This is a genomic window from Streptomyces sp. XY006, from assembly GCF_002237655.1.
Lineage (GTDB): Bacteria > Actinomycetota > Actinomycetes > Streptomycetales > Streptomycetaceae > Streptomyces > Streptomyces levis.
The window spans coordinates 87,616-108,388 of record NZ_NOKT01000011.1 but is presented as its reverse complement, the minus strand read 5'-3'; the positions used below and the strand labels follow the sequence as shown (position 1 = coordinate 108,388).

20 protein-coding genes are annotated in these 20,773 nt (G+C 73.7%); 10 read left to right on the top strand and 10 right to left on the bottom strand.

Annotated elements, in window-relative coordinates; genetic code table 11:
- Positions 1 to 37: 37 nt before the first annotated feature.
- Both CHR28_RS14740 and CHR28_RS14735 read right to left on the bottom strand, forming a co-directional pair.
- On the bottom strand, positions 38 to 463 hold the full coding sequence (locus tag CHR28_RS14740; protein WP_094054072.1) for a DUF6003 family protein: 426 nt from the start codon (positions 461 to 463) through the stop codon (positions 38 to 40).
- A gap of 68 nt (positions 464 to 531) precedes the next feature.
- Positions 532 to 1,182, bottom strand: coding sequence for a LysE family translocator (locus CHR28_RS14735; protein ID WP_094054071.1), 651 nt, complete (start codon positions 1,180 to 1,182; stop codon positions 532 to 534).
- Between the two features lie 89 nt (positions 1,183 to 1,271).
- Between CHR28_RS14735 and CHR28_RS14730 the strand changes: the two genes are divergently transcribed.
- Together CHR28_RS14730 and CHR28_RS14725 are read left to right on the top strand one after the other, a co-directional pair.
- Positions 1,272 to 2,063, top strand: a complete 792-nt coding sequence (locus CHR28_RS14730) for an SDR family NAD(P)-dependent oxidoreductase (RefSeq protein WP_094054070.1) — start codon at positions 1,272 to 1,274, stop codon at positions 2,061 to 2,063.
- Positions 2,064 to 2,093: 30 nt separating this feature from the next.
- Positions 2,094 to 2,708, top strand: a complete 615-nt coding sequence (locus tag CHR28_RS14725; protein ID WP_094054069.1) for a dihydrofolate reductase family protein — start codon at positions 2,094 to 2,096, stop codon at positions 2,706 to 2,708.
- Positions 2,709 to 2,761: 53 nt separating this feature from the next.
- Here CHR28_RS14725 and CHR28_RS14720 read toward each other — a convergent pair whose 3' ends face one another.
- Positions 2,762 to 3,472 carry a GAF and ANTAR domain-containing protein gene (locus CHR28_RS14720; RefSeq protein ID WP_094054068.1) on the bottom strand — a complete coding sequence of 237 codons (711 nt, stop codon included), beginning with the start codon at positions 3,470 to 3,472 and terminating at the stop codon, positions 2,762 to 2,764.
- A gap of 165 nt (positions 3,473 to 3,637) precedes the next feature.
- Positions 3,638 to 5,038 (bottom strand): hypothetical protein, encoded by a 1,401-nt coding sequence (locus CHR28_RS14715; RefSeq protein ID WP_094054067.1) that lies wholly within the window; start codon positions 5,036 to 5,038, stop codon positions 3,638 to 3,640.
- Positions 5,039 to 5,221: 183 nt separating this feature from the next.
- Between CHR28_RS14715 and CHR28_RS14710 the strand changes: the two genes are divergently transcribed.
- The 4 genes from CHR28_RS14710 (at position 5,222) to CHR28_RS14700 (ending at position 9,422) form a co-directional block, all read left to right on the top strand.
- Positions 5,222 to 6,307: an ABC transporter substrate-binding protein gene (locus CHR28_RS14710; RefSeq protein ID WP_094054066.1), complete on the top strand. Its 1,086-nt coding sequence runs from the start codon at positions 5,222 to 5,224 to the stop codon at positions 6,305 to 6,307.
- Between the two features lie 16 nt (positions 6,308 to 6,323).
- Complete coding sequence (locus CHR28_RS37190; RefSeq protein ID WP_256984251.1) at positions 6,324 to 6,491, top strand: nucleoporin Nup84/Nup107 family protein; 168 nt, start codon at positions 6,324 to 6,326, stop codon at positions 6,489 to 6,491.
- Between the two features lie 180 nt (positions 6,492 to 6,671).
- Positions 6,672 to 8,729 (top strand): glycosyltransferase family 2 protein, encoded by a 2,058-nt coding sequence (locus CHR28_RS14705; RefSeq protein ID WP_094054065.1) that lies wholly within the window; start codon positions 6,672 to 6,674, stop codon positions 8,727 to 8,729.
- Between the two features lie 129 nt (positions 8,730 to 8,858).
- Complete coding sequence (locus CHR28_RS14700; protein ID WP_094054064.1) at positions 8,859 to 9,422, top strand: snapalysin family zinc-dependent metalloprotease; 564 nt, start codon at positions 8,859 to 8,861, stop codon at positions 9,420 to 9,422.
- A 39-nt stretch (positions 9,423 to 9,461) separates the two neighbouring features.
- Here CHR28_RS14700 and CHR28_RS14695 read toward each other — a convergent pair whose 3' ends face one another.
- Complete coding sequence (locus tag CHR28_RS14695) at positions 9,462 to 10,988, bottom strand: extracellular catalytic domain type 1 short-chain-length polyhydroxyalkanoate depolymerase (protein ID WP_094054063.1); 1,527 nt, start codon at positions 10,986 to 10,988, stop codon at positions 9,462 to 9,464.
- Between the two features lie 350 nt (positions 10,989 to 11,338).
- Here CHR28_RS14695 and CHR28_RS14690 point away from each other — a divergent pair, with 350 nt between their 5' ends.
- Positions 11,339 to 12,745 (top strand): tannase/feruloyl esterase family alpha/beta hydrolase, encoded by a 1,407-nt coding sequence (locus CHR28_RS14690; protein ID WP_094054062.1) that lies wholly within the window; start codon positions 11,339 to 11,341, stop codon positions 12,743 to 12,745.
- 18 nt (positions 12,746 to 12,763) lie between these two features.
- Here CHR28_RS14690 and CHR28_RS14685 read toward each other — a convergent pair whose 3' ends face one another.
- Positions 12,764 to 13,093 (bottom strand): helix-turn-helix transcriptional regulator, encoded by a 330-nt coding sequence (locus tag CHR28_RS14685; protein WP_179272439.1) that lies wholly within the window; start codon positions 13,091 to 13,093, stop codon positions 12,764 to 12,766.
- Between the two features lie 107 nt (positions 13,094 to 13,200).
- Between CHR28_RS14685 and CHR28_RS14680 the strand changes: the two genes are divergently transcribed.
- Positions 13,201 to 13,605, top strand: coding sequence for an STAS domain-containing protein (locus CHR28_RS14680; protein ID WP_094054060.1), 405 nt, complete (start codon positions 13,201 to 13,203; stop codon positions 13,603 to 13,605).
- Between the two features lie 68 nt (positions 13,606 to 13,673).
- On the opposite strand, the gene CHR28_RS14675 is transcribed toward CHR28_RS14680, so the two are convergent.
- The 4 genes from CHR28_RS14675 to CHR28_RS14660 all read right to left on the bottom strand — a co-directional run bounded on the left by CHR28_RS14675 (position 13,674) and on the right by CHR28_RS14660 (position 18,731).
- Positions 13,674 to 14,828, bottom strand: coding sequence for a serine hydrolase domain-containing protein (locus tag CHR28_RS14675; protein WP_094054059.1), 1,155 nt, complete (start codon positions 14,826 to 14,828; stop codon positions 13,674 to 13,676).
- 174 nt (positions 14,829 to 15,002) lie between these two features.
- Positions 15,003 to 16,985, bottom strand: coding sequence for a protein-arginine deiminase domain-containing protein (locus tag CHR28_RS14670; protein ID WP_256984250.1), 1,983 nt, complete (start codon positions 16,983 to 16,985; stop codon positions 15,003 to 15,005).
- Positions 16,986 to 17,145: 160 nt separating this feature from the next.
- Entirely contained in the window at positions 17,146 to 18,051 is a 906-nt protein-coding gene (locus CHR28_RS14665) for an NAD-dependent protein deacetylase (protein WP_094054057.1), read from the bottom strand.
- A 251-nt stretch (positions 18,052 to 18,302) separates the two neighbouring features.
- Positions 18,303 to 18,731, bottom strand: a complete 429-nt coding sequence (locus CHR28_RS14660) for a hypothetical protein (RefSeq protein WP_094054056.1) — start codon at positions 18,729 to 18,731, stop codon at positions 18,303 to 18,305.
- 84 nt (positions 18,732 to 18,815) lie between these two features.
- On the opposite strand from CHR28_RS14660, the gene CHR28_RS14655 reads away from it, so the two are divergent.
- Together CHR28_RS14655 and CHR28_RS14650 are read left to right on the top strand one after the other, a co-directional pair.
- On the top strand, positions 18,816 to 19,526 hold the full coding sequence (locus CHR28_RS14655) for a helix-turn-helix transcriptional regulator (protein WP_256984261.1): 711 nt from the start codon (positions 18,816 to 18,818) through the stop codon (positions 19,524 to 19,526).
- Between the two features lie 142 nt (positions 19,527 to 19,668).
- Positions 19,669 to 20,715 carry a glucose 1-dehydrogenase gene (locus CHR28_RS14650; protein WP_094054054.1) on the top strand — a complete coding sequence of 349 codons (1,047 nt, stop codon included), beginning with the start codon at positions 19,669 to 19,671 and terminating at the stop codon, positions 20,713 to 20,715.
- The last annotated feature ends 58 nt before the right edge of the window (positions 20,716 to 20,773 follow it).

The following is a 20,773-nucleotide window of genomic DNA, read 5'->3' as shown; positions in this document are numbered from 1 at the left end:
GACGACGGACGCGGGCCGCTCGCCGGGGCCACGGCCTTCAGCGGCCCGCGGCCGCGGTCACCGTCGCCGGATCCACACCGGTCAGCTCGACGACGCGGTGCGGCGGCACACCGGCGGCCAGCGCCCGTCCGATCAGGCCGTCCCGGCCGTCCGCGCAGTCGCGGTAGGCCAGCAGTTCCTCCTCGATCCCGGCGAGCGACTGCGGCGCCATCCCGTGCCGCACGCGGCTCAACTCCTCGTCGCTGAGCGGCACGGGCAGCCGCTCCGCGTCCTCGGGCAGGGCCGCCGTCTCCTCCGGCGGCAGCAGCCGCAGTCGCGGAGAGGTCGGTGTGCTGCCCTGGGCGTCCAGCCAGGCCCGGACCGCGGGCGTCTCCATGCACGCGAGATCACCGACGGCGGCGGGGGCCACCCCGAGCGGCACGGACGGATCGTCCAGCAGGAACAGGTAGGCGTCATCGGTCATCCTCGGCTCCTTCCAACGGGATCTGATGGACCTCCCATTACCCCGCGGCGCCCGGATTACCGCCCGGGTCAGGCGGCGGCGACCGTCACGCCGATGGCAATGAACAGCCAGCCGGTGCCCAGCTCCCAGCGGTGCCGGACCGCCGGCCTGGACAGCAGCGCACGCAGGCGCGCGGCGACGGCCACGAGGGCGAACCAGTACCCGACGCCGATGAGGACGTCCAGCACGCCCAGCAGGAAGATCTGGCGTGCCACGGAACCGTCGCCGTCGACGAACTGGGGGAGCACGCTCAGGAAGAACAGCGCCGCCTTGGGGTTGAGCACATTGGTGAAGAACCCCTGCGAGAACGCCTCCCGCAGGCGTCCCGGTCCGGCCCCGCCCGCCGCAGCGGCCCCCGCTGTCACCGGCCCGGGGGTGCGGGTGCGCTCCCGGGCGGCCCGGCGGGCCGCCAGCACGGCCCGTACGCCGAGGAAGACGAGATAGGCCGCGCCCAGCAGCCGGATCGCGTCGAACACCAGGGGCGAACGGGCGGCGACCACCGACAGCCCGGCGGCGGCGGCCAGCATGTGCACACACAGCCCGGTCTGGGCGCCCAGGGCCGCGGCCCTGCCCTTCGCCGGGTCCTCGGCCGCCGATCTGACGACCACGAGGAAGTCGGGGCCGGGCACCACGTAGGCCGCCAGCACCACGCCGAGGAAACCGAACAGATCGACCGTCATCCGAAGCCTCCGCTCGCCGCCCGTGAGGTGACGGCCCGGTCGAGTACCCCTGGGCCCGGACACCGCACCCGGGCTTGTACGGTCGGCGCATGACGGACACCAGGCGTTTCGAGGGGTACGGGGTACTGGTCACCGGTGGGGCCCGCGGCATCGGCGCCGCCACCGCGCGGCGGCTGGCACGGGAAGGGGCACGGGTCCTGGTGGCCGACCGCGACCCCGAGGCGGCGACGCGGACCGCGCGGGCCCTGCGCGAGGAAGGACTGCCCGCCGAGGGGACCGCGTGCGACGTGGCCGACCGGGAGGCGGTCGAGGCCGCCGTCACGCACGCCGTGGACACCTTCGGCTCCCTCGACGTACTGGTCAACTGCGCCGCCCACTGCTCGCCCGACGCGCCCCTCTTCGAGGACGAACCGGACGAGTCCTGGGCCCGCGACCTGGACGTCACGCTGACCGGCGCCTACCGCTGCTGCCGCGCGGCCCTGCCGCACCTGGCCGCCTCCGGCCGCGGCGCGATCGTCTCCGTCGGCTCGGTCAACGGCCTGCAGGACTTCGGCAACCACGCCTACAGCGCCGCCAAGGCCGGCCTGGGCTCCCTCACGCGCACCCTCGCCGGTCACGCCGCCGCCCGGGGCGTCCGCGTCAACCTGGTCGCGCCCGGCACCGTGCGCACCAGCGCCTGGGAGGGCCGCGACGAGGACCTGGAGGCGGTGCGCGGGCTGTACCCGCTCGGCCGGGTCGGCGAGCCGGAGGACATCGCGGCGGCCGTCGCCTTCCTCGCCTCGCCGGACGCCGCCTGGATCACCGGCACCACCCTGGTCGTCGACGGCGGCCTCACCGCCGTCAGCACCGGCTTCCACCAGGCGCTGCGGCCCGAGCGATGAATCCGGGCGGCGGATCGGGTCTGCCCTGGTATGACACGCATCATCGCCGACATCTCGGTCTCGCTCGACGGTTTCGTCACCGGTCCCGGCCCGGGCCCCGACAACGGCCTGGGCACCGGCGGCGAGGCCCTGCACACCTGGGCGTTCTCCGACGACCCCGACGACCGGCGGGTCCTGCGTGAGGCCACGGCCCGCTCGGGCGCCGTCGTCCTCGGACGCCGGCTGTTCGACGTGGTCGACGGGCCGCACGGCTGGGACGACACCACCGGCTACGGCGCGGGCGAGGCCGGCAAGCCCGCCTTCGTCGTCGTGACCGGCTCGCCGCCCGCCTCCGTGCGGCTCACCGGCCTCGACTGGACGTTCGTCACCACCGGAGTGGCCGACGCCGTCACCGTCGCCCGCGGGCGTGCCGAGCAGGCTTCGTCGCGCAGCGGCAAGGACCTCGACGTCGTCCTGATGGGCGGCGGCGCGACGATCGCCTCGGCCCTGGAGGACGGCCTGGTCGACACACTGACCCTGCACCTGGCCCCCGTGGTGCTGGGCGCCGGGACACCCCTGTTCACCGGCGGGGCGCCCCGCGCCCTGGTGCGACGGAGCGTGGTCCCGACGACGACGGCGACGCACCTGACCTACGACGTCCTGTGACGTGACGGGGGAGGGCGCCGTCGCTCAGGGCCCGGCCCGGCGGCGGACGCCGCCTACGGCTGCCCGGGCGGGTCGCGCAGGATGTCCGTGGTGATGTCCGCCAGCGGCTTGCCGGTGCGGAAGGCCTCGGCGCGCATCAGGGCCAGCGCGTCCTCCTGTCCGATCCCCCGCCGCGCCGCCAGGGCGCCGACGGCCCGCGCGGTGTCGAACCAGTGGGCGCGGACGAGGTCGCGCGGTTCCCAGGCCGGTGCCCGCGACCCGGTGAGGAGCATCTCGCGGGTCGTCATGAGCGCGGCCGTCACCGCGTCGGCCACACGGGCCGCCTCGGCGAGCGCCTCCGCGCCGAGCGCGTGGGGCCGCAGGCCCAGCAGGTCGACCGTGCCGAGGACGTAGTCGCCGAAGAAGAGGGGCAAGGCGTACACGGACACGACCCGCGGCAGTCTCTCGCGCAGGGTCGCCCCGAACAGGGGCCACGGCGTGAGCTCGTGGCGCAGATCGTGCACCGCTACGGGCTCTCCGGTGCGGGCGGCACTGATACAGGGCCCTTCCAGCAGCGTGAACTGGATGTCCTCCAGGGTGAGGGCGTCGTCGTCCGTCGCGGCGAGCAGTTGCCGCGAGGGGGTGTCGGTGAGCAGGGCGAGGGTGGCGCCGTCCATGCCGAGCCCTTCGGACACGGCCTCGCACACCCGTCGCGGCACCTGCTCGGCGGGCGCGTTCGCCGCGGCCTCAGCGACCCTTCGCGCCGCCTTCTCCGAGGCCGTCATCCGGCCTCCCGGTGCGCCGGAAACCGCTCCTGTGCATGAAGGACCATGCGAGCGAGGTACCCGCCCCGGCCCGCGCGATGCCGCCGGGTCCTCGGGCACAACCCGCGGGTCGCACCCGAGCGCTGCTCCCGGACCAGCCGGTACCCCTCGCGGCCCTCGGACCGCTCAGGGTGCGATGCCCACCGACGGCAGCCGGCTCCACTCCTTCTCCTGCCGGGCCGTCAGCGCCGGCCAGTGCAGCCCGCCGGGACGGGGGTTGACCCGCGTGGCATACGGCGCGGGCGTGAAGGACGGCTCGTAGAAGCAGCCCGTGCCGTAGGTGGCGTCGAACGCGGGGCAGGACGCGGCGATCGAGGACGGGGTCGGCTTCCTGCCGGTGCGGACCCAGGTGTCGAGCGCCGCGACGGAGGTGGCGTACTCGGCGGCGCTCAGCCCGCTGTGCTCGTGCTCGTCGGTGAAGGTCTGCACGAGGTACCGGTCGCGGTGGGCGCCGCGCAGGGTGGCCCGGTAGGCGGCCTCGTGCTCGACGAACGCCGTCGGGTCGTCGATCGCGTGGAGGGTGAGGACGGGGATCGTGACCCGGCCGGTGAGGTCGCTGTCCCAGGAGAGGTCGCGTACCGCGGTGGGGTCGGCGGAGAAGCGCTCGACACCGGCGTTGAGCGCGGCGTCGTCGTGGGAGCCGGAGTAGACGACTCCCTTGTTCGAGAAGGGGTTTCGTCCGCCCAGCCGGTCGTGCACGATGTCGCGGAAGGTCAACGTGGCGAACCGCAGATGCGACTCCAGGGTCCGCTCGGGGATCCCGGTGACGCCGAGGATGTCGTCGAGGTTGCGCTGCTGCAGCGCGGTCCGTTCCCCGGGCGGTGAGGCGAACCCGGTGCATTCCTGGAGCCGGGCGCGCAGCCCGGCCGTCGTCATGGTCGAGCCCGCGCGCAGCCCCTGCCACACCGGGTACTGCTCCTCGGACGGCCGTGGATGGTTGCGGCAGTAGTACTGGTAGACCGCGCGCAGGTCCACCCGGTAGTCGTAGCCGCGCGAACCCCCGCCCAGGACGCCGTTGGTGAGCAGCAGGCCGTCGTAGGGGCCGTGCTTCTTCGCGCCGTACACCTCGACGGTCTTCGCGGCGACGTTCCCGCCCCACGACTGGCCGTGCAGGTAGGTCCGCTCGGGCTCGCGGAACTCCTCGGTGAAGAGCCGGCGCAGGTTCTCGGTGTCGGCCGCGGCCATCCTGGTGCCGTAGCCGCCGCGGCGGTAGGAGGAACCGGCCCAGGCGTACCCCTGCTCGACCATGACCGACCAGCGTTCGAGGTCGCCGACGCTGCGCTCGGGATCGGATTCCGCGCCCAGGTCCGGCCCGCCGTGCGCGTGCATCACCAGGGAGCCGTTCCACTTCTCGGGAACGGCGATCGCGTAGTAGGCGCCGTCCGCGCTGCGCCCGGTGTAACACTCCGCGATGTCCGCCACGGTGGCCGGACACGGCGCGGGGGCCGGTTCTCCGGCCGCGGTGGCGGGGGTGGACAGTGCCGGCACGGCAAGGGCGGCGGCGAGGATCACACCGAGTCGTCTCATGGGGCGCTCCTGTTCCTCCGGGCGCGTCCCTCGCGCCGGAGCGCTCGCATGCTAGGGCGGGCCCCACGGTCAACTGAACGCCACGGCAATTGAGATCATATTGTTCGAGGCGCCGCACCCGGCGGGTGAACGATTCCGCGGGTCAGGCCTCGTCCGTTGCCGACGCGAGGGAGACGCCGACGCATGAACACACCCCACGGGCCGGCCGTCCGGCTCGGCGCCCTCGCTCCACTGAGCCGCCCCGGCTGGGCCGAGGCGGGCCGGCATCTGCTCGCCGGACTCGAACTGGCCGTCGCCGACGTCAACGCCGCCGGCGGCATCGGCGGACGGCCCCTGGAACTGCTGGTCCGGGACACCGCGGCCGATCCGCGGCGCGCCACCGAGGCCGTGGCGGAACTGGCCCGCGCGGGCGTGGTCGCCCTGGCGGGGGAGTACCACAGCGTCGTCGCCCGCGCCGCGGCCACCGAGGCCGACGCGCTCGGCCTGCCGTTCCTGTGCTCGTCGGCGGTGCTCGACGCCCTCACCGAGGAGCCGACGCCCTGGGTGGCGCGCCTTCCCCCGGCGCAGTCGTACGGCTGGCGGACCTACGCCGACTTCCTCCTCGGCGCCGGCCACGGCGACATCGCCGTGGCGAGCGAACCGAGCGCCTACTGGGCGGCGGGCACCCGCATCCTGCGCGACCACCTCGCGGCGCACGGCGGAACCGTGCGCGAGCTCGACGCCCGCGCGCTCACCCCCACGGCCCTGTGCGACGCCCTCGCCGGCGAGCGAGCGACGGCCCTCCTGCTGCTGACCGGCTTCCCGGAGCCGGCGGTGCCCCTCGTCAGGGCCGTGCGGGAGGGCCCGCGCCTGGCCGGGGTCCTGCTCGGTGCCCCGGCCGGACAACCGGAGCTCCCCTCCTGGCCTGCGCTGCTGGGCCGCGACGGCGCCGCGATCCCGTTCCTGCGCTACCTGCCCGAGCGCCTCACCCCCCTCGGCACGCGCGTCGGGACGGCCCTGCGCCGCCGGCTGCCCGACCCGCCCTCCTTCGTCGCCTACGAGGGCTATGACACGATCACCGTCCTCGCCGAGGTGCTGCGCTCCCACGGCCCGGACCGGGCGCGCGTCGCCGAGGCCTGGCGGCACGTCGCCGTCGACGGCACCCGCGGGCGGATCACCTTCTCCCGGGCCCCCGGCATCGGCGTGTGGCAGTGGGCGTGGCCGCCCGTACAGGTCGTGGACCGCGATCCGGCACGCCCGGACCGTTTCCGGGTCCTCCACAGCACCTGAGGGGGCGCGACCCGGGGTGGCCCGGCTCGTCGCCACCGACATCGACTGGACACGCGGGGCCGGGCCGGAGATCCGCGGCCGCGTCGGAGCCCTGCTCCTGCTGCTCACCGGCCGCCCGGAAGCGGCCCGCGAGTGGGCCGAGCGCACCGGGGAGCCGTGGACGGGGGTCGCGACTCCCCGGTGAGGGGGCGCGGCGCCCGGCCGCGCGTACCCGGCACGCCCGAACCGGTGGTTCGTACCTCCGACGGCGTAACCCGCACCCCTCACGCCGGGCAGCCCCACCGAGCCCCGCCGGAGACTCGTGGAGCAAGCGGCGGACAGCCGACGGCCTGCGCCACCGGACACCACCGGCCCGGGAGTGATCATGCCCCGTACCACCCCGCCGCGCGTCAGTGTGATCATCCCCGCGTACAACTCCATGCCGGAGCTGACCAAGTGCGTCACCTCCGCCATGGAGCAGACGCTCGGCGCGGAGCAGGTCGAGATCATCGCGATCGACGACGGCTCCACCGACGGCACCGCCGAGGAGCTGGACCGGCTCGCCCGCACCTGTTCCCGCCTGCGCGTGGTCCACCAGCCCAACAGCGGGGGCGCCGGAGGCCCCCGCAACACCGGCCTCGACCTGGCCACCGGCGACTACGTCTTCTTCCTCGACTCCGACGACTACCTGGGCCCCGACGCCCTGCGCCGGATGGTGACGACGGCGGACGAGAACGGCACCGACGTCGTCCTCGGCAAGATGGTGTCCGTGGGCGGACGAGCCGTGCCGACGGCCGTCTTCTCGCACAACCAGCCCCGTACCGACGTCTTCTCCTCCCTCGCCTACCGCACCCTGGGCTGCTGGAAGCTGTTCCGCCGCTCCCTGATCGAACGGCTGGGGCTGCGCTTCCCGCCGTACCGCAACTGCGAGGACAAGCCGTTCACCGCCGCGGCCTACCTCAACGCCGACGGCATCTCCGTGGTCGCCGACTACGACTGCTACTACTCACGCAACCGTCAGAACGGCAACAACCTCACCCGTACCGCCTCCGCCCTGGTCCACCGCATGGACGGCACCCGGCTGTGTTTCGAGACGGTCGCCCGCTACGTGGAACCCGGCCCGCGCCGGGACCGGATCATGCGCCGGCACGTCGAGTGGGAGCTGTGCGGGCCACTGCGCGCCCTGCTGCCCCGGGAGGACGAGCGGGAGGCGCGGGAGCGCTTCTACCCGCAGTTCCGGGAATGGGCCCTGCGCTATGTGACCGACGGCGTGTTCCAGCAGATCGCCCCGCCGGACCGGCTCATCGTCCACCTCCTGCGCGCCGACCGGTACGAGGACCTCATGACCGTGGCGCGGCACGCCAAGGAGGACGAGACGCGCGGCCACATCGTCGACAAGGGACGCGTCTACTGGCTGCATCCCTTCTTCCGGGACCCCCTGAAGGCCGTACCGGACGCCTGCTTCGACGTCACCGACCGGCTGCCGGTCCACCACGACCTGACCGACGCGGCATGGACGGGCGACGGCGGCCGGCTCCGCCTGTCCGGCCACGCGCGCATCGACTCCCTCGGCCCGCTGGAGCCCAGCACACGCCTGATCCTGCGCCCACGCGGCTTCGCGCACCCCGACCTGCGCCTGCCCGTGGTCGTCGGCGCCACCCCGTACCTGCCCGGCGCGCACACCGGCGACAGCCCCGAACCGGCCGTCCGCTTCAGCGCCGTCCTGGACCTCGACGCCGTGGACTCGGGCGCCCCGCTCGGCGACGGGGTGTGGGACCTGCACCTGGAGGTGCGCTGCGACGGAGTCGGCAGAACCGTCAGACTCCGCCGGGCCCGCACGGACGGCGACGGCGGCCGGACGGACCCGGCCCCACGGGAGCTGCGGACCACCTCCCGGACCGGGCGGGGCCCGACCACCGCGCGGCCCTTCTACACCCCCCACGGCAACTTCTCCGTGGAGATCCGGCCCACGCCCGCCGAACCGCCCTGCCACGTCACCGAGGTCGCCTGGGACCCGTCCGCCCCCGGCACACTCGTCGTCAGGGGACGCCTGACCGCCGAAGCCGCCCGCCACCGCGAGACCATGACGCTGCGCGCCGAGGACGACACCGGTCTGGCCCGGGAGACACCCCTGCACTGCGCATCGGCCGGCGGCCACACCGGCTTCACCGCCCGGCTCCCGGTCCGCGAACTTCCCCCGGGACGCTGGACGTTGACCCTCACGGCCGGTGCGACGCCCGGCGCGGACGAGCCGCACGCGCCCGTTCCCGTCCCGGTCACGACGACCCTGACCGGCACCCGCTGGTTCAGCGCCTCCCGACTCGGCCGGCCCTACTACGCCAAGCCCCTTCCGCGCGGTGCGCACGGCGCTCTGGTGCTGCGCGTGGCACCGGTCAGGCTCACGGTCGCCCTGCGCCGACGCCTCCGCGCCCTCCTGAACTGACCTTCCTCCTCCCGCTCTTGTGCCGAAGGGGCGTCGCGCGAATTGACGGATTCAGCGCGCCCGCCGCTGGGCAGTGAGCCCGGTGGATGTCATGAGCACGACTGCCCTTTCCCCACAAGGAGGTCGATCATGCACGTGCGCACGCTGACAGGCGGCCTGGCCGCCGCCTGTCTGGTCACCCTTTCCCTGACGGGCGGCCCGGCCGCGGCCGCCTCCCCCGGCCCGGCCGCCGCGCCCCTCGCCGCCCGGGTCCTCACCTACGACGCCGCCGGCGCCGCGGAGTTCAAGGCCGCCGTCGACCGGGGCGCGGCGATCTGGAACGCGAGTGTCGACTCGGTCGAACTGCGGCCCGTCGCCGCCGGACAGCGCGCGAACATACGGGTCCTGGCGGACAACGGCTGGCCGCGCGCCCTGCCCACCACCCTGGGCAACGGCACCGTCTACATCGGGCGCCAGGCCGTCGACCAGGGGTACGACACGATCCGGATCTCGTCCCACGAACTCGGCCACATCCTGGGGCTGCCCGACCGCAAGCCCGGGCCGTGTTCCAGCCTGATGTCCGGCTCCACCGCGGGCACCGCGTGCACGAACCCGTACCCCAACGCGGCGGAGAAGGCAGAGGTCGAAGGCAACTTCAGCGGCGCCCTCGCCGAACACGCCCCGAAGGTCCGCGGCGAACTGATCCTGGACTGACGCACACCGCTCCCCACCGGGTGGACGACACCGCGCGCCTCAGGCAGGGCAGCCGGTGTCGTCCACCACGTAATAGCCGGGCGCGGTCTGCTTGAGGGTGTGGCGGGTGAACGTGTTCCACAACCCCATGGCCTGGCCGGAACCCATGGCATAGGTGTTACCGCCGCTCTGGTAGGCCCGCCCGGCCACCGTGTGGTCGTAGTTGCTGGCCGTGTGGCACGTGGGCGTGAACCCGGTGGTGGTCGCGGCCACCACCGACGAGACCCTGCCCGCCGCACCCGCCGCGTCCACGGCCGCCACGCTGTAGCGGTACGTCGTACCGGTGGCCAGGCCGGTGTCGGTGAAGGAGGCCGACGCCGTGGTGCCCACCCTCGTGCCGTCCCGGTGGACGACGTACGAGGCTGCGCCGCCGACCGCCTGCCAGCTCAGTGAGACGGCGGAGTCGGTGGTCCGGGTGACCGTCAGGCCCGTCGGGGCGGGCAGGGCGCCGGTGCCCTCGTCGCCGTCGAGCCCCCAGAACCGGGCGGTGTGGTAGCTGGAGCAGACGGTGTCGAGGTAGTACGTGCCCGTGCTGCCGCACTGCCCGGGGCCGCTGCCCGGGTCGACCGCGAGTCCGTGCCCCATGCCGGAGACCGAGTAGACCTCGACGGCGGGACGGCCCGAGGGATCCTCGTAGACGCTCCGCGAGGTGCCCGCGCCGAGGCTCTCGGTACGTGAGGGGGTCTGGCCGATGCCCCACACGTTCGTCCACTGGTCGCGCAGCTCGGCGGCGTTGGCGGGCACGACGGTGGTGTCGGCGGTCCCCTGCCAGATCGCGACCCGCGGCCAGGTGCCCGTACCGGCGGGAGCGGCGGACCGCACCAGGTCCCCCCACTGCGCGGGGCTCTTGTCGGGCGGGCTGTACATGCACGTGTACGCCGCCGGCACACTGCTCGCGCAGCGCGCGGGCAGCCCGGAGGCGATGGACCCGCCCGCGAACACGTCGGGATAGGCGGCGAGCATGTTCGCGGTCATGGCGCCGCCCGCGGACAGGCCGGTGATGTGGACCCGCCGCGAGTCGCCGCCGTACAGCGCCAGGGCCTTGTCGACCATCTGCCGGAGCGAGAGGGCCTCGCCCTGTCCGCGCGCGCTGTCGCCCGGCTCGAACCAGTTGAAGCAGGAGTTGGCGTTGTTGGCGCCGCTCGTCTGCGGGAAGACCAGCGCGAAGCCGTACTGGTCGGCGAGCTGCGGCCAGCCGGAGTGCGCGTAGTAGTCCTGGGCGCTCTGCGTGCAGCCGTGCAGGGCGAGCACGAGCGGGGCGCCGGCCGGCAGTCCGTCGGGCACATAGGTGTACATCGACAGGTTGCCCGGGTTGGTGCCGAAGCCGGTGACTTGAGTGAGGCTCGCGGCGGCTGCTCGGGGGCTTGCGGCTGCTGCCTTCGGGGCAGCGGCGGCTGCTTGGGGGTGCGCGGTGATCAGGCCGCCGGTCAGGGCGAGGAGCCCGGCGGCGGCGGTGATCCAGCGGGCCGTGCCCGTGATGACGCGGCGGCCGCTGGTGCGGCGGAACGCGGTGTGCGACTGTCCCATGTCGACTGCCTGCCTCCTGGTGGGGGGAACTTCGCGCCGCCGGTCCGCGGGAGAGGCCCGGGGGCCGGCGTGCCGTGCATCATCGGGGCGCGCTCGTCCACGTCGACATGGGTGGGACCGCCATGTGTGGCGTGGACCTATGTGACGGCGCTCCATGGCCCGGTCGCTGACCGGTCGTGTAGGGCGGGGCCATGGAGGCGGACACCACCCAGGTGTCCGGCGACCGCCCTGGCGTGAGCACCCATGGTGAAGAGGTCGAAGGTGGTCGCCGCCCCCATAGGCTGCCGAAGATCGCCGTCATAGCCTCCCGCGGGTCCCCATCCCCGGACCGCGACCGCGGAGGCACCCGTATGCGTCTTTCGATCCGCCCCCTACCCCGCTCCCGGCGACGGCGGTGGCCGGCGGCAGCCCTGGCGCTGACCGCCCTCACCCTCACTCCCACGCCCGCCATGGCGGCGCCGGAGGGCTGCGCCCGCCCCACGAGCGTGCGCGTACCGGGAGCCGAGCACCAACAGAGCGCCTGCCTGGCGGAGTTGACCACGGCCGGCACGGTCGCCTCGGGCCACACCGATCCGGCCGACTGGGCCGGTCTGACACCGAAGGACCTGGCCGTGCCCAGCGGCGTCCCCGGCGTCCAGATCGACGGCTACTTCCCCGACACCTCCACCACCAACACCAACCACGGCTGGCGGCACGACGCCCAGTTCGTCATCCGCCTGCCCGACCGGTGGAACGGCGGCCTGGTGGTCGCGGGCACCCCCGGCAACCGCGAGCAGTACGCGAACGACCGGGCCATCGCCGACTGGGTGCTGTCCCGCGGCTACGCCTACGCGGCGACCGACAAGGGCAACACCGGCCTCGCCTTCCACCGGGACGGACGCCGGCCCGGGGACGCCATCGCGGAGTGGAACGACCGGCTCACCCAGCTCACCCGGGCGGCCCGGGCCACGGTCGCCCGGCACTACCACCGTCCGCCGGCCCGCACCCTGGTGACCGGCGTGTCCAACGGCGGGTACCTGGTGCGCTGGCAACTGGAGAACCACCCCGAGCTGTACGACGGGGGAGTGGACTGGGAGGGCACCCTCTGGCGCTCTGACGGCCCCACCCTCCTGGACTTCCTGCCCCCGGCGCTGCGCCACTACCCGGCGTACGCCGCCGGGGGAGCCCAGGCCGACGGGGCGCGCGCCGCCCTGCACGCCGCCGGGTTCCCGGCCGGTTCGGAGTTCCTGTGGCCGTACCACCATCAGGTCTACTGGGACCTGACCCAGCGCATCTACCGCGAGGAACTGGACCCCTCCTTCGACGGGCCGGCCGAGGCGGGCACACCCTTCTGCACGCCGGGCACACCGGCCTGTGACGCCGACTACGACTACGCCTCCAGGCCCGGCGAGGTCGCGGAGGCCGTGGCGAGGATCGGGCTGACCGGACGGATCGGCAAGCCGCTGATCACCCTGCACGGCACCCTGGACGTCCTGTTGCCGATCAGCCGGGACTCCGACGTCTACGCCCGCATGGTGCGCGAGACGGGCCGCGGCCCGCTGCACCGCTACTACCGCATCGAGGACGGCACCCACACCGACGCTCTGGCCGACACCCACCCGGACCGCCTGCGCCCGCTCACCCCGTGCCACCGGTCGGCCTTCACGGCACTGGAGAACTGGCTCGCGTCAGGACACCGCCCGCCGGCCTCCCGCACGGTCCCCCGGCCCCCCGGCACCGACCCGGCGACCCTGGCGAACACCTGCTCCCTGACCTGACCGCTCACCCGCCGGCCGTCAGGGAGCGACCGGCTTCCTGGTGCGCTCGGTCTCGTCCTGCACCAGCAGGGAGAGCAGGGACGCCACCGGGAGGCCGGCCTCGGCCGGGTGCCGCAGCACCTTGTCGGGCTCGACGCGGTAGATGTTCGTACGCCCTTCGCGGGTGTGGGACAGGTATCCGGCCTGCTCCAGATCCGAGATGATCCGCGATACGGCGCGCTCGGTGAGCCGGCAGCGGGCGGCGATGTCGCGGATGCGGATGTGCGGGTTGTCGGCGATGGCCGCCAGGACACGCGCGTGGCTGGTGATGAACGTCCATCCGCTGTGAGATTCGGGCACTCCGACCATGCTCGGCATTTTAAGGGAGGGTGTTGCAGGAACACAGATACATGACATACTTTTCCGGCAATCGATGACGTCCTCCCGTGAGGGAGAGCTGCAGGGAGGAGCCCGACATGCCCTGGGATGAAGCCGCAGCGCCGGCACTCATGAGCGGCGGCAGCGGGGTTTCCCTTCCGCAGCCGATCGCCCGGCCCGCCTCGCCCGGGGCCGGGGTGTCGCAGTACGAATGGCGAGGGGCCGCGGTCGTCGTCGCGCGCGGCGCCTACGACATGGACTCGGTCGAGCCCCTGGCCGACGCGCTGGAGACCGCGGCCCGTACGCACCCGAAGGTGGTCCTGGACGCCTCGGGCGTCACCTTCGCGGACTCGACGTTCCTGAACCTGCTGATCCTCACCCACCAGGCGGCCACCCTCCGCGTGGTCGACCCGTCCCCCCCGGTGCGGCGCCTCTGCGAGATCACCGGGGTCGACGGCCTGCTGGAACTGCGCGCCACGGTCGACGACGCCGCCGCCTCGTAGCAGCCACCGCGGCCGGACCGCAGCGGGCAGCGGCCCGCATCCGTCCGCCGCCGGCAGCGCCGGTGAGATCAGCGGCAGAACGCGGTGTCCACGGACTTCATCACCGCCAGCGCCCCCTTCGTGGCGTCCCCGAAGGTGCCGGGCAGTGCGGTCACCGCGAGTCCGACGGAACGGCCGTCGTCCGTGGCGCCCCCACGGGTCTCGTACCCGTCGATGTCGCCGCCGTGCCCCCAGTAGACGCCCCCACAGCTCAGCGGGACGCTGAACACGCCGAGCCCGTACCGCCAGCCCGGGAGCAGCGGGGCGTCGACCGTCTTGCGCATCTCGGCGAGTTCCCGGGCCGGCAGCAGCCTGCCCTCGATGAGGACGCGCGCGAACTTCGCCAGATCGCCGGGCGTGGAGATCAGCTGGCCGGCGGCCCCGCCCCACGACGGGTCCATCTCGGTCACGTCGATGACCCTGCGGCTTCGCGGGTCGCTCAGGGCGTAGCCGTGCGCGTGGGGCCGGCGCAGGGTCTGGTCGCCCGGCTGCGGCCAGTAGGTGCGGCGCAACCCGGCCTTCCTGATGACGCGTTCGGTTATCTGCTCCTGCACCGGGCGGCCGGTGACGCGCTCGATGAGGAGCCCGGCCAGCAGGTAGTTGGTGTTGCTGTACTTCCACCGGGTGCCGGGCGCGAACTCCGCCGGATGGGCCAGGGCCGTGGCGAGCAGGTCGTGGGGATGGAAGAACCTGTGCTGGATCTTCTCGAAGTCCTCCAGCCCCAAGTGGTCGGTGTAGCTGGGCAGTCCGCTGGTGTGCTGCAGGAGCTGCCGCACGGTGATGCGCGCGCCGTCGATGCCCTTGCCGCGCACCAGGCCGGGCAGGTACGTCTCCACGGGCTCGTCCAGGCGGACCCTGCCCTCGGCGACCAGCTGCAGGACCACGACAGCGGTGAAGGTCTTCGTGTTGCTGCCCGCCCGGACATAGCCGTCACGCGGGACCGGCACCCGCTCGCCCAGCCGGGCGGACCCGGCCACCAGGGACGTCGTCCGGCCGTTCTTGTTCACCCAGGCCATCACGGCCGGGTACTTCTCCTCGCTCACCAGCGAGTCGATGCTCTTCTGCAGAGGCGACGGCGACGGCGGGCGCGCCACCGCCGCGTCGGTCACGGTGGCGCCCACCAGGCCCGCCGCCGTCGCGGCCAGCAGGGCCTTGCGCAGCTTCGAGGTGATCTTCCTGTTCATCGGCGTTCCTCCGTCGTCGGGTTCGGCACCCGAGACGTTTCCAGGAACGGCCGCGAAGATCAGTGGGGCTGAGCGGCGAAGACGTGGTGTACCTGGCACCACCGGGGCCGGACCAGCCGCGCGTTCCCGGCGACGGATCCGGCCCCCGAGCCGACCGGCCCGACTGCTCGTCGGCTACGCCCCGTTGCGACGCGCTCCCGGGCGCTGCCACCAGGCGGCACTCGCGTCGCGCAGGGTGTTGGTGCCGCAGTGCACCTCACCCATCCCGAGGTGGTACGTGTACCAGTCGTCGATGTACGACACCTTCATGCCGACCCGCTGGTAGGCGGCCGTGACGGCCTCCGTGAAGATGTCCTTGCCGCCGATGACCGGCCCCCACTGGCGCGGGGCGAGGTAGCGGTCGCGGGCCAGGAGCACCCCGTTGACCGCCCCGGGAACGTACGCGCTGGTGGTCACCGTCTCCGCGGCCGCGCGCGGGGCGGCCGGGTTCTCGGCGAGCCACTTCTGCTGGCCGAAGTCCCCGAGGCTGTCCACCACGTCGGAGCCGGCGCCCATGCGCGTCAGCCGCGGCACGGGAACCTCCCGGCCCTCGGCGGTCAGGGCCTCCGAGTCCCGGGTGTACAGCGCCGGCACGCGCACGATCTCCGCGTCGGTCACGCCCGTCTCGCGCTGGAGGACCTCCAGGTTGGCCGCGATGCGCCGCGCCGCCATCTGGTTGTCGGCCACCAGGTGGCGGGAGGCGAGCGCCTGGTCGATGGTCTCCTTGGGCGCGGGACTGTCGCTGCGGCCCGGGACGGAGAACATCCTGGTCTTGCCGTGGCCGTCGCGCTGGGCGTCGCGCAGCAGCCGCAGCCCCGCCTCCGGGTCGGCGATGCCGAGGCGCCAGCCGCGCGGGGTGTCGGCGGGCAGGAACTGCACGAACTCGTCGACGTGCCCCACGCCCAGCCAGGAGGTGTCCAGCAGCAGCGGGTCCTGCATGCCCTGCGAGGCGAGCATCGTCCGCATCACCTTCGACGGCCGTGCCCCGCTGTCCTTGCGCTCGCCCATGATGATCCGCCCGGCCGGGAAGGAACGGCCGTTGTGCGTGTAGGGCGGGATGGTCTCCAGGTTCCCCATGGAGTTGAGCGACCAGTCGTCGGGCTCGGCCCGGTCGGTCACCTGCACGACACCGATGTCCCGGCCCCGCACCTTCTCGAACAGCTCGCGGCCCGCGTCCCGGTCCGGCTGGGCGGAACGCAGCATCACGCGCATCACGTGCCGCCGGCCACCCGGTCCGGTCATGCTGACGTAGGCCGGTTCGACGAAGTCCTGCGCCCAGGGGTCCGCGTACTTGGTGAACTTGACCAGCGGCGTGGTGACCCCGGCCTTCTCGACCTCCTTGGCGAGTTCGGCGACGAACTTCTGCTGAAGCCGGCTGTACGGGCCCTGCCCCTGGACCTCGGTCACCATCACCTGCTGTGTGTTCTGCAGGTGATGGTGCGTCAGCAGCGGGGCGACGCGCAGGGTCACCGCGTCGGAGGTGGACTTCCCGCCGGACGTCACCGTCAGCCGGATGACCGCGCGGCCGTCCCACTTGGCTCTGTCCCGGACGACGTCGGTGGCCTCGACTCCGAACTCCGCCCCGGCGCGCAACTCCGCCGCGGTCAGCCGGGTCTGGGCCGTCACCAGCACCCACTTCCCGGCCCGCTTGAGGAACAGATGCGCGTGGTCGCCTCCCGTCGTGATCTTCAACGTGCCCTTGGCGTCCGCGGGAAGGCCCGGCAGGGGCACCGAACGGACCCGGGCGAGGTCGGCGGCGTCCTCGGCGCCGTTGACCTTCGTGTCCGAACCGTCGTGACACGCGGCCAGTTTGGCGTCGGACAGCGGGCTGCCACCGGGCCCGGTGACCGGGCACCGCTTGGTGTCGTCGTCGATGTTGGGCAGATAGACGGCCCCGCGCTCCACGGTCCAGCCGTCCTCGCCGGTCTTGTCGCTGCCACCGGTGACGTCGACGCGCCCGTCGCGGTTCACATCCGCCCGTAGGTCGGCGCGCCCCGCCGTGTCGGCGGCGAACGCCGGGCCGGCCGGACCGGCCAGCACGGATCCGGCGGCGGCGAGGGCCAGCACCACCGACCCGGCCGGGTACAGGCGCGGACGTATACGTGTACGTGAACGCACAGCACGTTCCTCTCAGTTGCGGGCTTTCGCCCTGCAAGAGGAGGGAGAGTGGCTGTGCGTTCACTGTGGCACGCGAGTTGCTTGCCTTCTCCGCGACCGCCGTCGGTCGCGGGGATGTGCGGACATCCCGGCCGGGCCGGGCCGGGCTGGGCTGGGTCGGTCACGGACCGGGCGTGGCCTGCTGCTCGATGGCGATGCCCAGCCGGTCCGCGACGGTCGTCAGGGCCGCGCCCAGGGGGAGCGACACGCGGGTGAGGGCGTGCTGGTCGCCCCGGGTGGGGTCCCGGTTGACGATCAGTACCGGCTTTCCGGCCTGCGCGGCCTGACGGACGAAGCGCAGCCCGGACATCACCGTGAGCGAGGACCCCAGGACCAGCAGCGAGGTCGCCGCCCGGACCAGTTCCCGGCAGTGCTCGACGCGCTGCGGGGGAACGGTCTCGCCGAAGAACACCACGTCCGGTTTGAGGACGCCGCCGCAGACCGCGCAGGGCACCACCCGGAAACCGGCGACCTGTTCGTCCGTGAGGTCGGCGTCGCCGTCCGGGTTGAGGCCGGCGGCCACGGGGTCGAACCCGGGGTTGGCCTCCTCCAGCCGCCGGGCGAGATCGCGGCGTGGGCTGCGGACGCCGCAGGAGAGGCAGACGACCCGGTCCAGGGCACCGTGGAGTTCCACGACGTCCTCGCTGCCGGCGGCCTGGTGCAGGCCGTCCACGTTCTGGGTGATGACACCCGAGAGCAGCCCGCGGCGCCCGAACGCGGCGACGGCCCGGTGCCCGGCGTTGGGGCGGGCCCGGCCGAAGGTGCGCCAGCCGAGGTGGCTGCGCGCCCAGTAGCGGCGCCTGGCCTGCGCGCCGGCGACGAAGTCCTGGTAGGTCATCGGCGTATGCCGGCTCAGGCTCCCGCCCTCGCCCCGGTAGTCGGGGATGCCCGACTCGGTGGAGATGCCCGCTCCGGTGAGCACCAGTACCCCGCCGGCGCCCAGCGCGTCGGCGACCGGCTCCAGGTCGGTGGTGCCCGGCGGCAGGTCCTCGCCAGGGGTCCAGCTCAGGGTGGGACGCATGCGCATGCCGTCAGGGTACGGAACGGCGGCCGTCGGCGGGGCGGCAGCACGGGAGGCACGGACGGTGACCGGGGAGGCACGGCGCCCGGGGAGGCGTCGGACCGCGGGACGCACGGCGACCGGGGGCTGCGGTGCCCAGGGGTACGGCGCCTGGAGGCGTGGGACCGGAGGCGTGGGACCGGAGGGCGTGGCACCCGGCGTGGGCGGGTGGTCCCGGCCGTCCGGCCACCCGCCCTGGTGTGGCGGCACGAACGGCGTCAGCTCGACCGTCCCGCGCCGTGGAAGCGCGCCGCGAGCCGGGCCAGTGCGACGGCACCGAGCAGCAGTCCGAAGTCGCGCAGGGCGATGTCGTAGTACCCCGGGATGCTCAGCAGGTTGACGATGATGCCGGCCAGCCAGCCGGCCACCAGCCAGCCGCCGAACCGAGGGGCCACGGCGACGACGACGCCCGCGAGGATCTCGACGACCCCCACCGCGTACATGGCCGTTCGGGCGCTGCCCGGGACCAGGTCGTCGAGCCACGGGGCAAGGTAGACCGGCCAGTCCACGAGCAGGTTGAGGAACTTGTCCAGCCCGAACAGGACGGGGGCCACGGTGAACCCGGCGCGCAGGATCCAGAAGGCCTGGTAGGCGGGGTCGGCCGTCAGGCCGCGCCGGGGTGCGACGGACGTGGTGGTGGACGACATGACGCCCCTCCTTCTATCGACAACTTTCACTATCGATAGAAGCGCGCTCGCTCTCTTTAGTCAATGGCCGTGGGTTTTACACTGGTGTTCGTGGAGCACTCGAAGGAAGCACCCGGCACCGGCACGACACCCGAAGGCGATGTCTCCGCCGTCGCGGCCCTGGACGAGCCGACGCGCCGGCGGTTGTACGAGCACGTGGTGCGCCGGCCCGGTCCGGTCGGCCGGGACGAGGCCGCCCAGGCCCTCGGCCTGGCCCGGCAGACGGCGGCCTTCCACCTGGACCGGCTGGCGGCCGAAGGGCTGCTGGAGGTGGTGTACGAGCGGCGCAGCGGACGCACCGGACCGGGAGCCGGGCGGCCCGCGAAGCTGTACCGGCGCTCGGACCGCGAGGTCAGCGTCAGCCTGCCCGAGCGGCACTACGAGCTGGCCGGACGGCTGCTCGCGCGCGCCGTGGAGGAGGCCGACGCCACGGGCGAGCCGGTCCGCGGCGTACTGCACCGCAAGGCGACGGAACTGGGCGGGCGACTGGGCGCCGAGGAATCGGCCGGGGTGACGGACCTGCTGGAGCGCCACGGCTTCGAGCCGCGCCGCGAGGGCGACACGATCGTGCTCGGCAACTGCCCCTTCCACGCCCTGGCCCGCGAGCACACCGAGACGGTGTGCGGGATGAACCTGCACCTGCTGCGGGGGATGCTCGCCGCACTCGGCGACGGCGGACTCGGCGACAGGGGACTCGAAGCCCACCTCGCCCCGGCCCCGGACCGGTGCTGTGTGCTTCTGCGGCCCGCCGCCTGAATCCCGCCGCCCCCGATGCGCCCACCCGGCCGTGTCCACCGGAGCGGGCCGGCCGGTGCTGAAACCCTCGTCACGGGACAGACGGTCGGGAAGCGGCGCGAAAACCTGTTCCGCGCCGGCCGAGCGAGGGACGAGGTGAGCGATGCGTGCGGTGACGGTGCGGCCCGGCACCAAGGACTCCATGGCGGTGCGGGAGGTGCCCGACCCCGCCCCGGCCGCCGGCGAGCTGCTGGTGGACGGCCTGGCGATGGGCGTGTGCGGAACGGACAAGGAGATCGTCCGGGGCGAGTACGGCACCGCCCCGCCCGGCCGCGACCGGCTGGTCCTCGGGCACGAGTCCCTCGGACGGGTGCGGCACGCCCCGCCCGCGAGCGGCTTCTCGGCCGGCGACCTGGTCGCCGGGGTGGTGCGCCGCCCCGACCCCGAACCGTGCGGGGCGTGCGCCCGCGGGGAGTTCGACATGTGCCGCAACGGCCGCTACACCGAGCGCGGCATCAAGGAACTCGACGGCTACGGCGCCGAGGCGTGGAGCGTGGAGGCCGACTACGCGGTGCGGCTGGAGCCGCACCTGGAGCGCGCCGGGGTACTCCTGGAGCCCACCACCGTGGTGGCCAAGGCATGGGAGCAGATCGAACGGGTCGGCGGCCGCTCGTGGTTCGAGCCGCAGCGCGTCCTGGTGACCGGGGCGGGACCCATCGGCCTGCTGGCCGCCCTCCTCGGCGCGATGCGGGGACTGGACGTGCACGTCGTCGACCGGGTGACCGACGGCCCGAAGCCCGGCCTGGTACGGGACCTGGGCGCCACCTACCACGCCGAGGACGCCGAGCAGGTCGTCAGCGCCGTCCGCCCGGACGTCGTCATCGAGGCGACCGGCGCGAACGAGCCCGTGCTCGCCGCGCTGACCGGCACCGCGCCCTACGGGGTGGTGTGCCTGACCGGGGTGTCACCCGCCGGGCGCAGGACGACCGTGGACGCGGGCGCCCTCAACCGGGAGATCGTGCTGCAGAACGACGCGGTCGTCGGCTCGGTCAACGCCAACCTGCGGCACTACCGGCAGGCCGCCGATGCGCTGGCCCGGGCCGACCTGTCATGGCTGGAGCGCCTGATCACCCGGCGGGTGCCGCTGGAACGCGCGACGGAGGCGTTCACACCGCGACCGGACGACGTCAAGGTGGTCATCGAGCTCTAGCCGACAGCTGGCAGCCGACGAGGAAGAGATCCCGAAGAGGACCCGAAGGGAAGGTTCT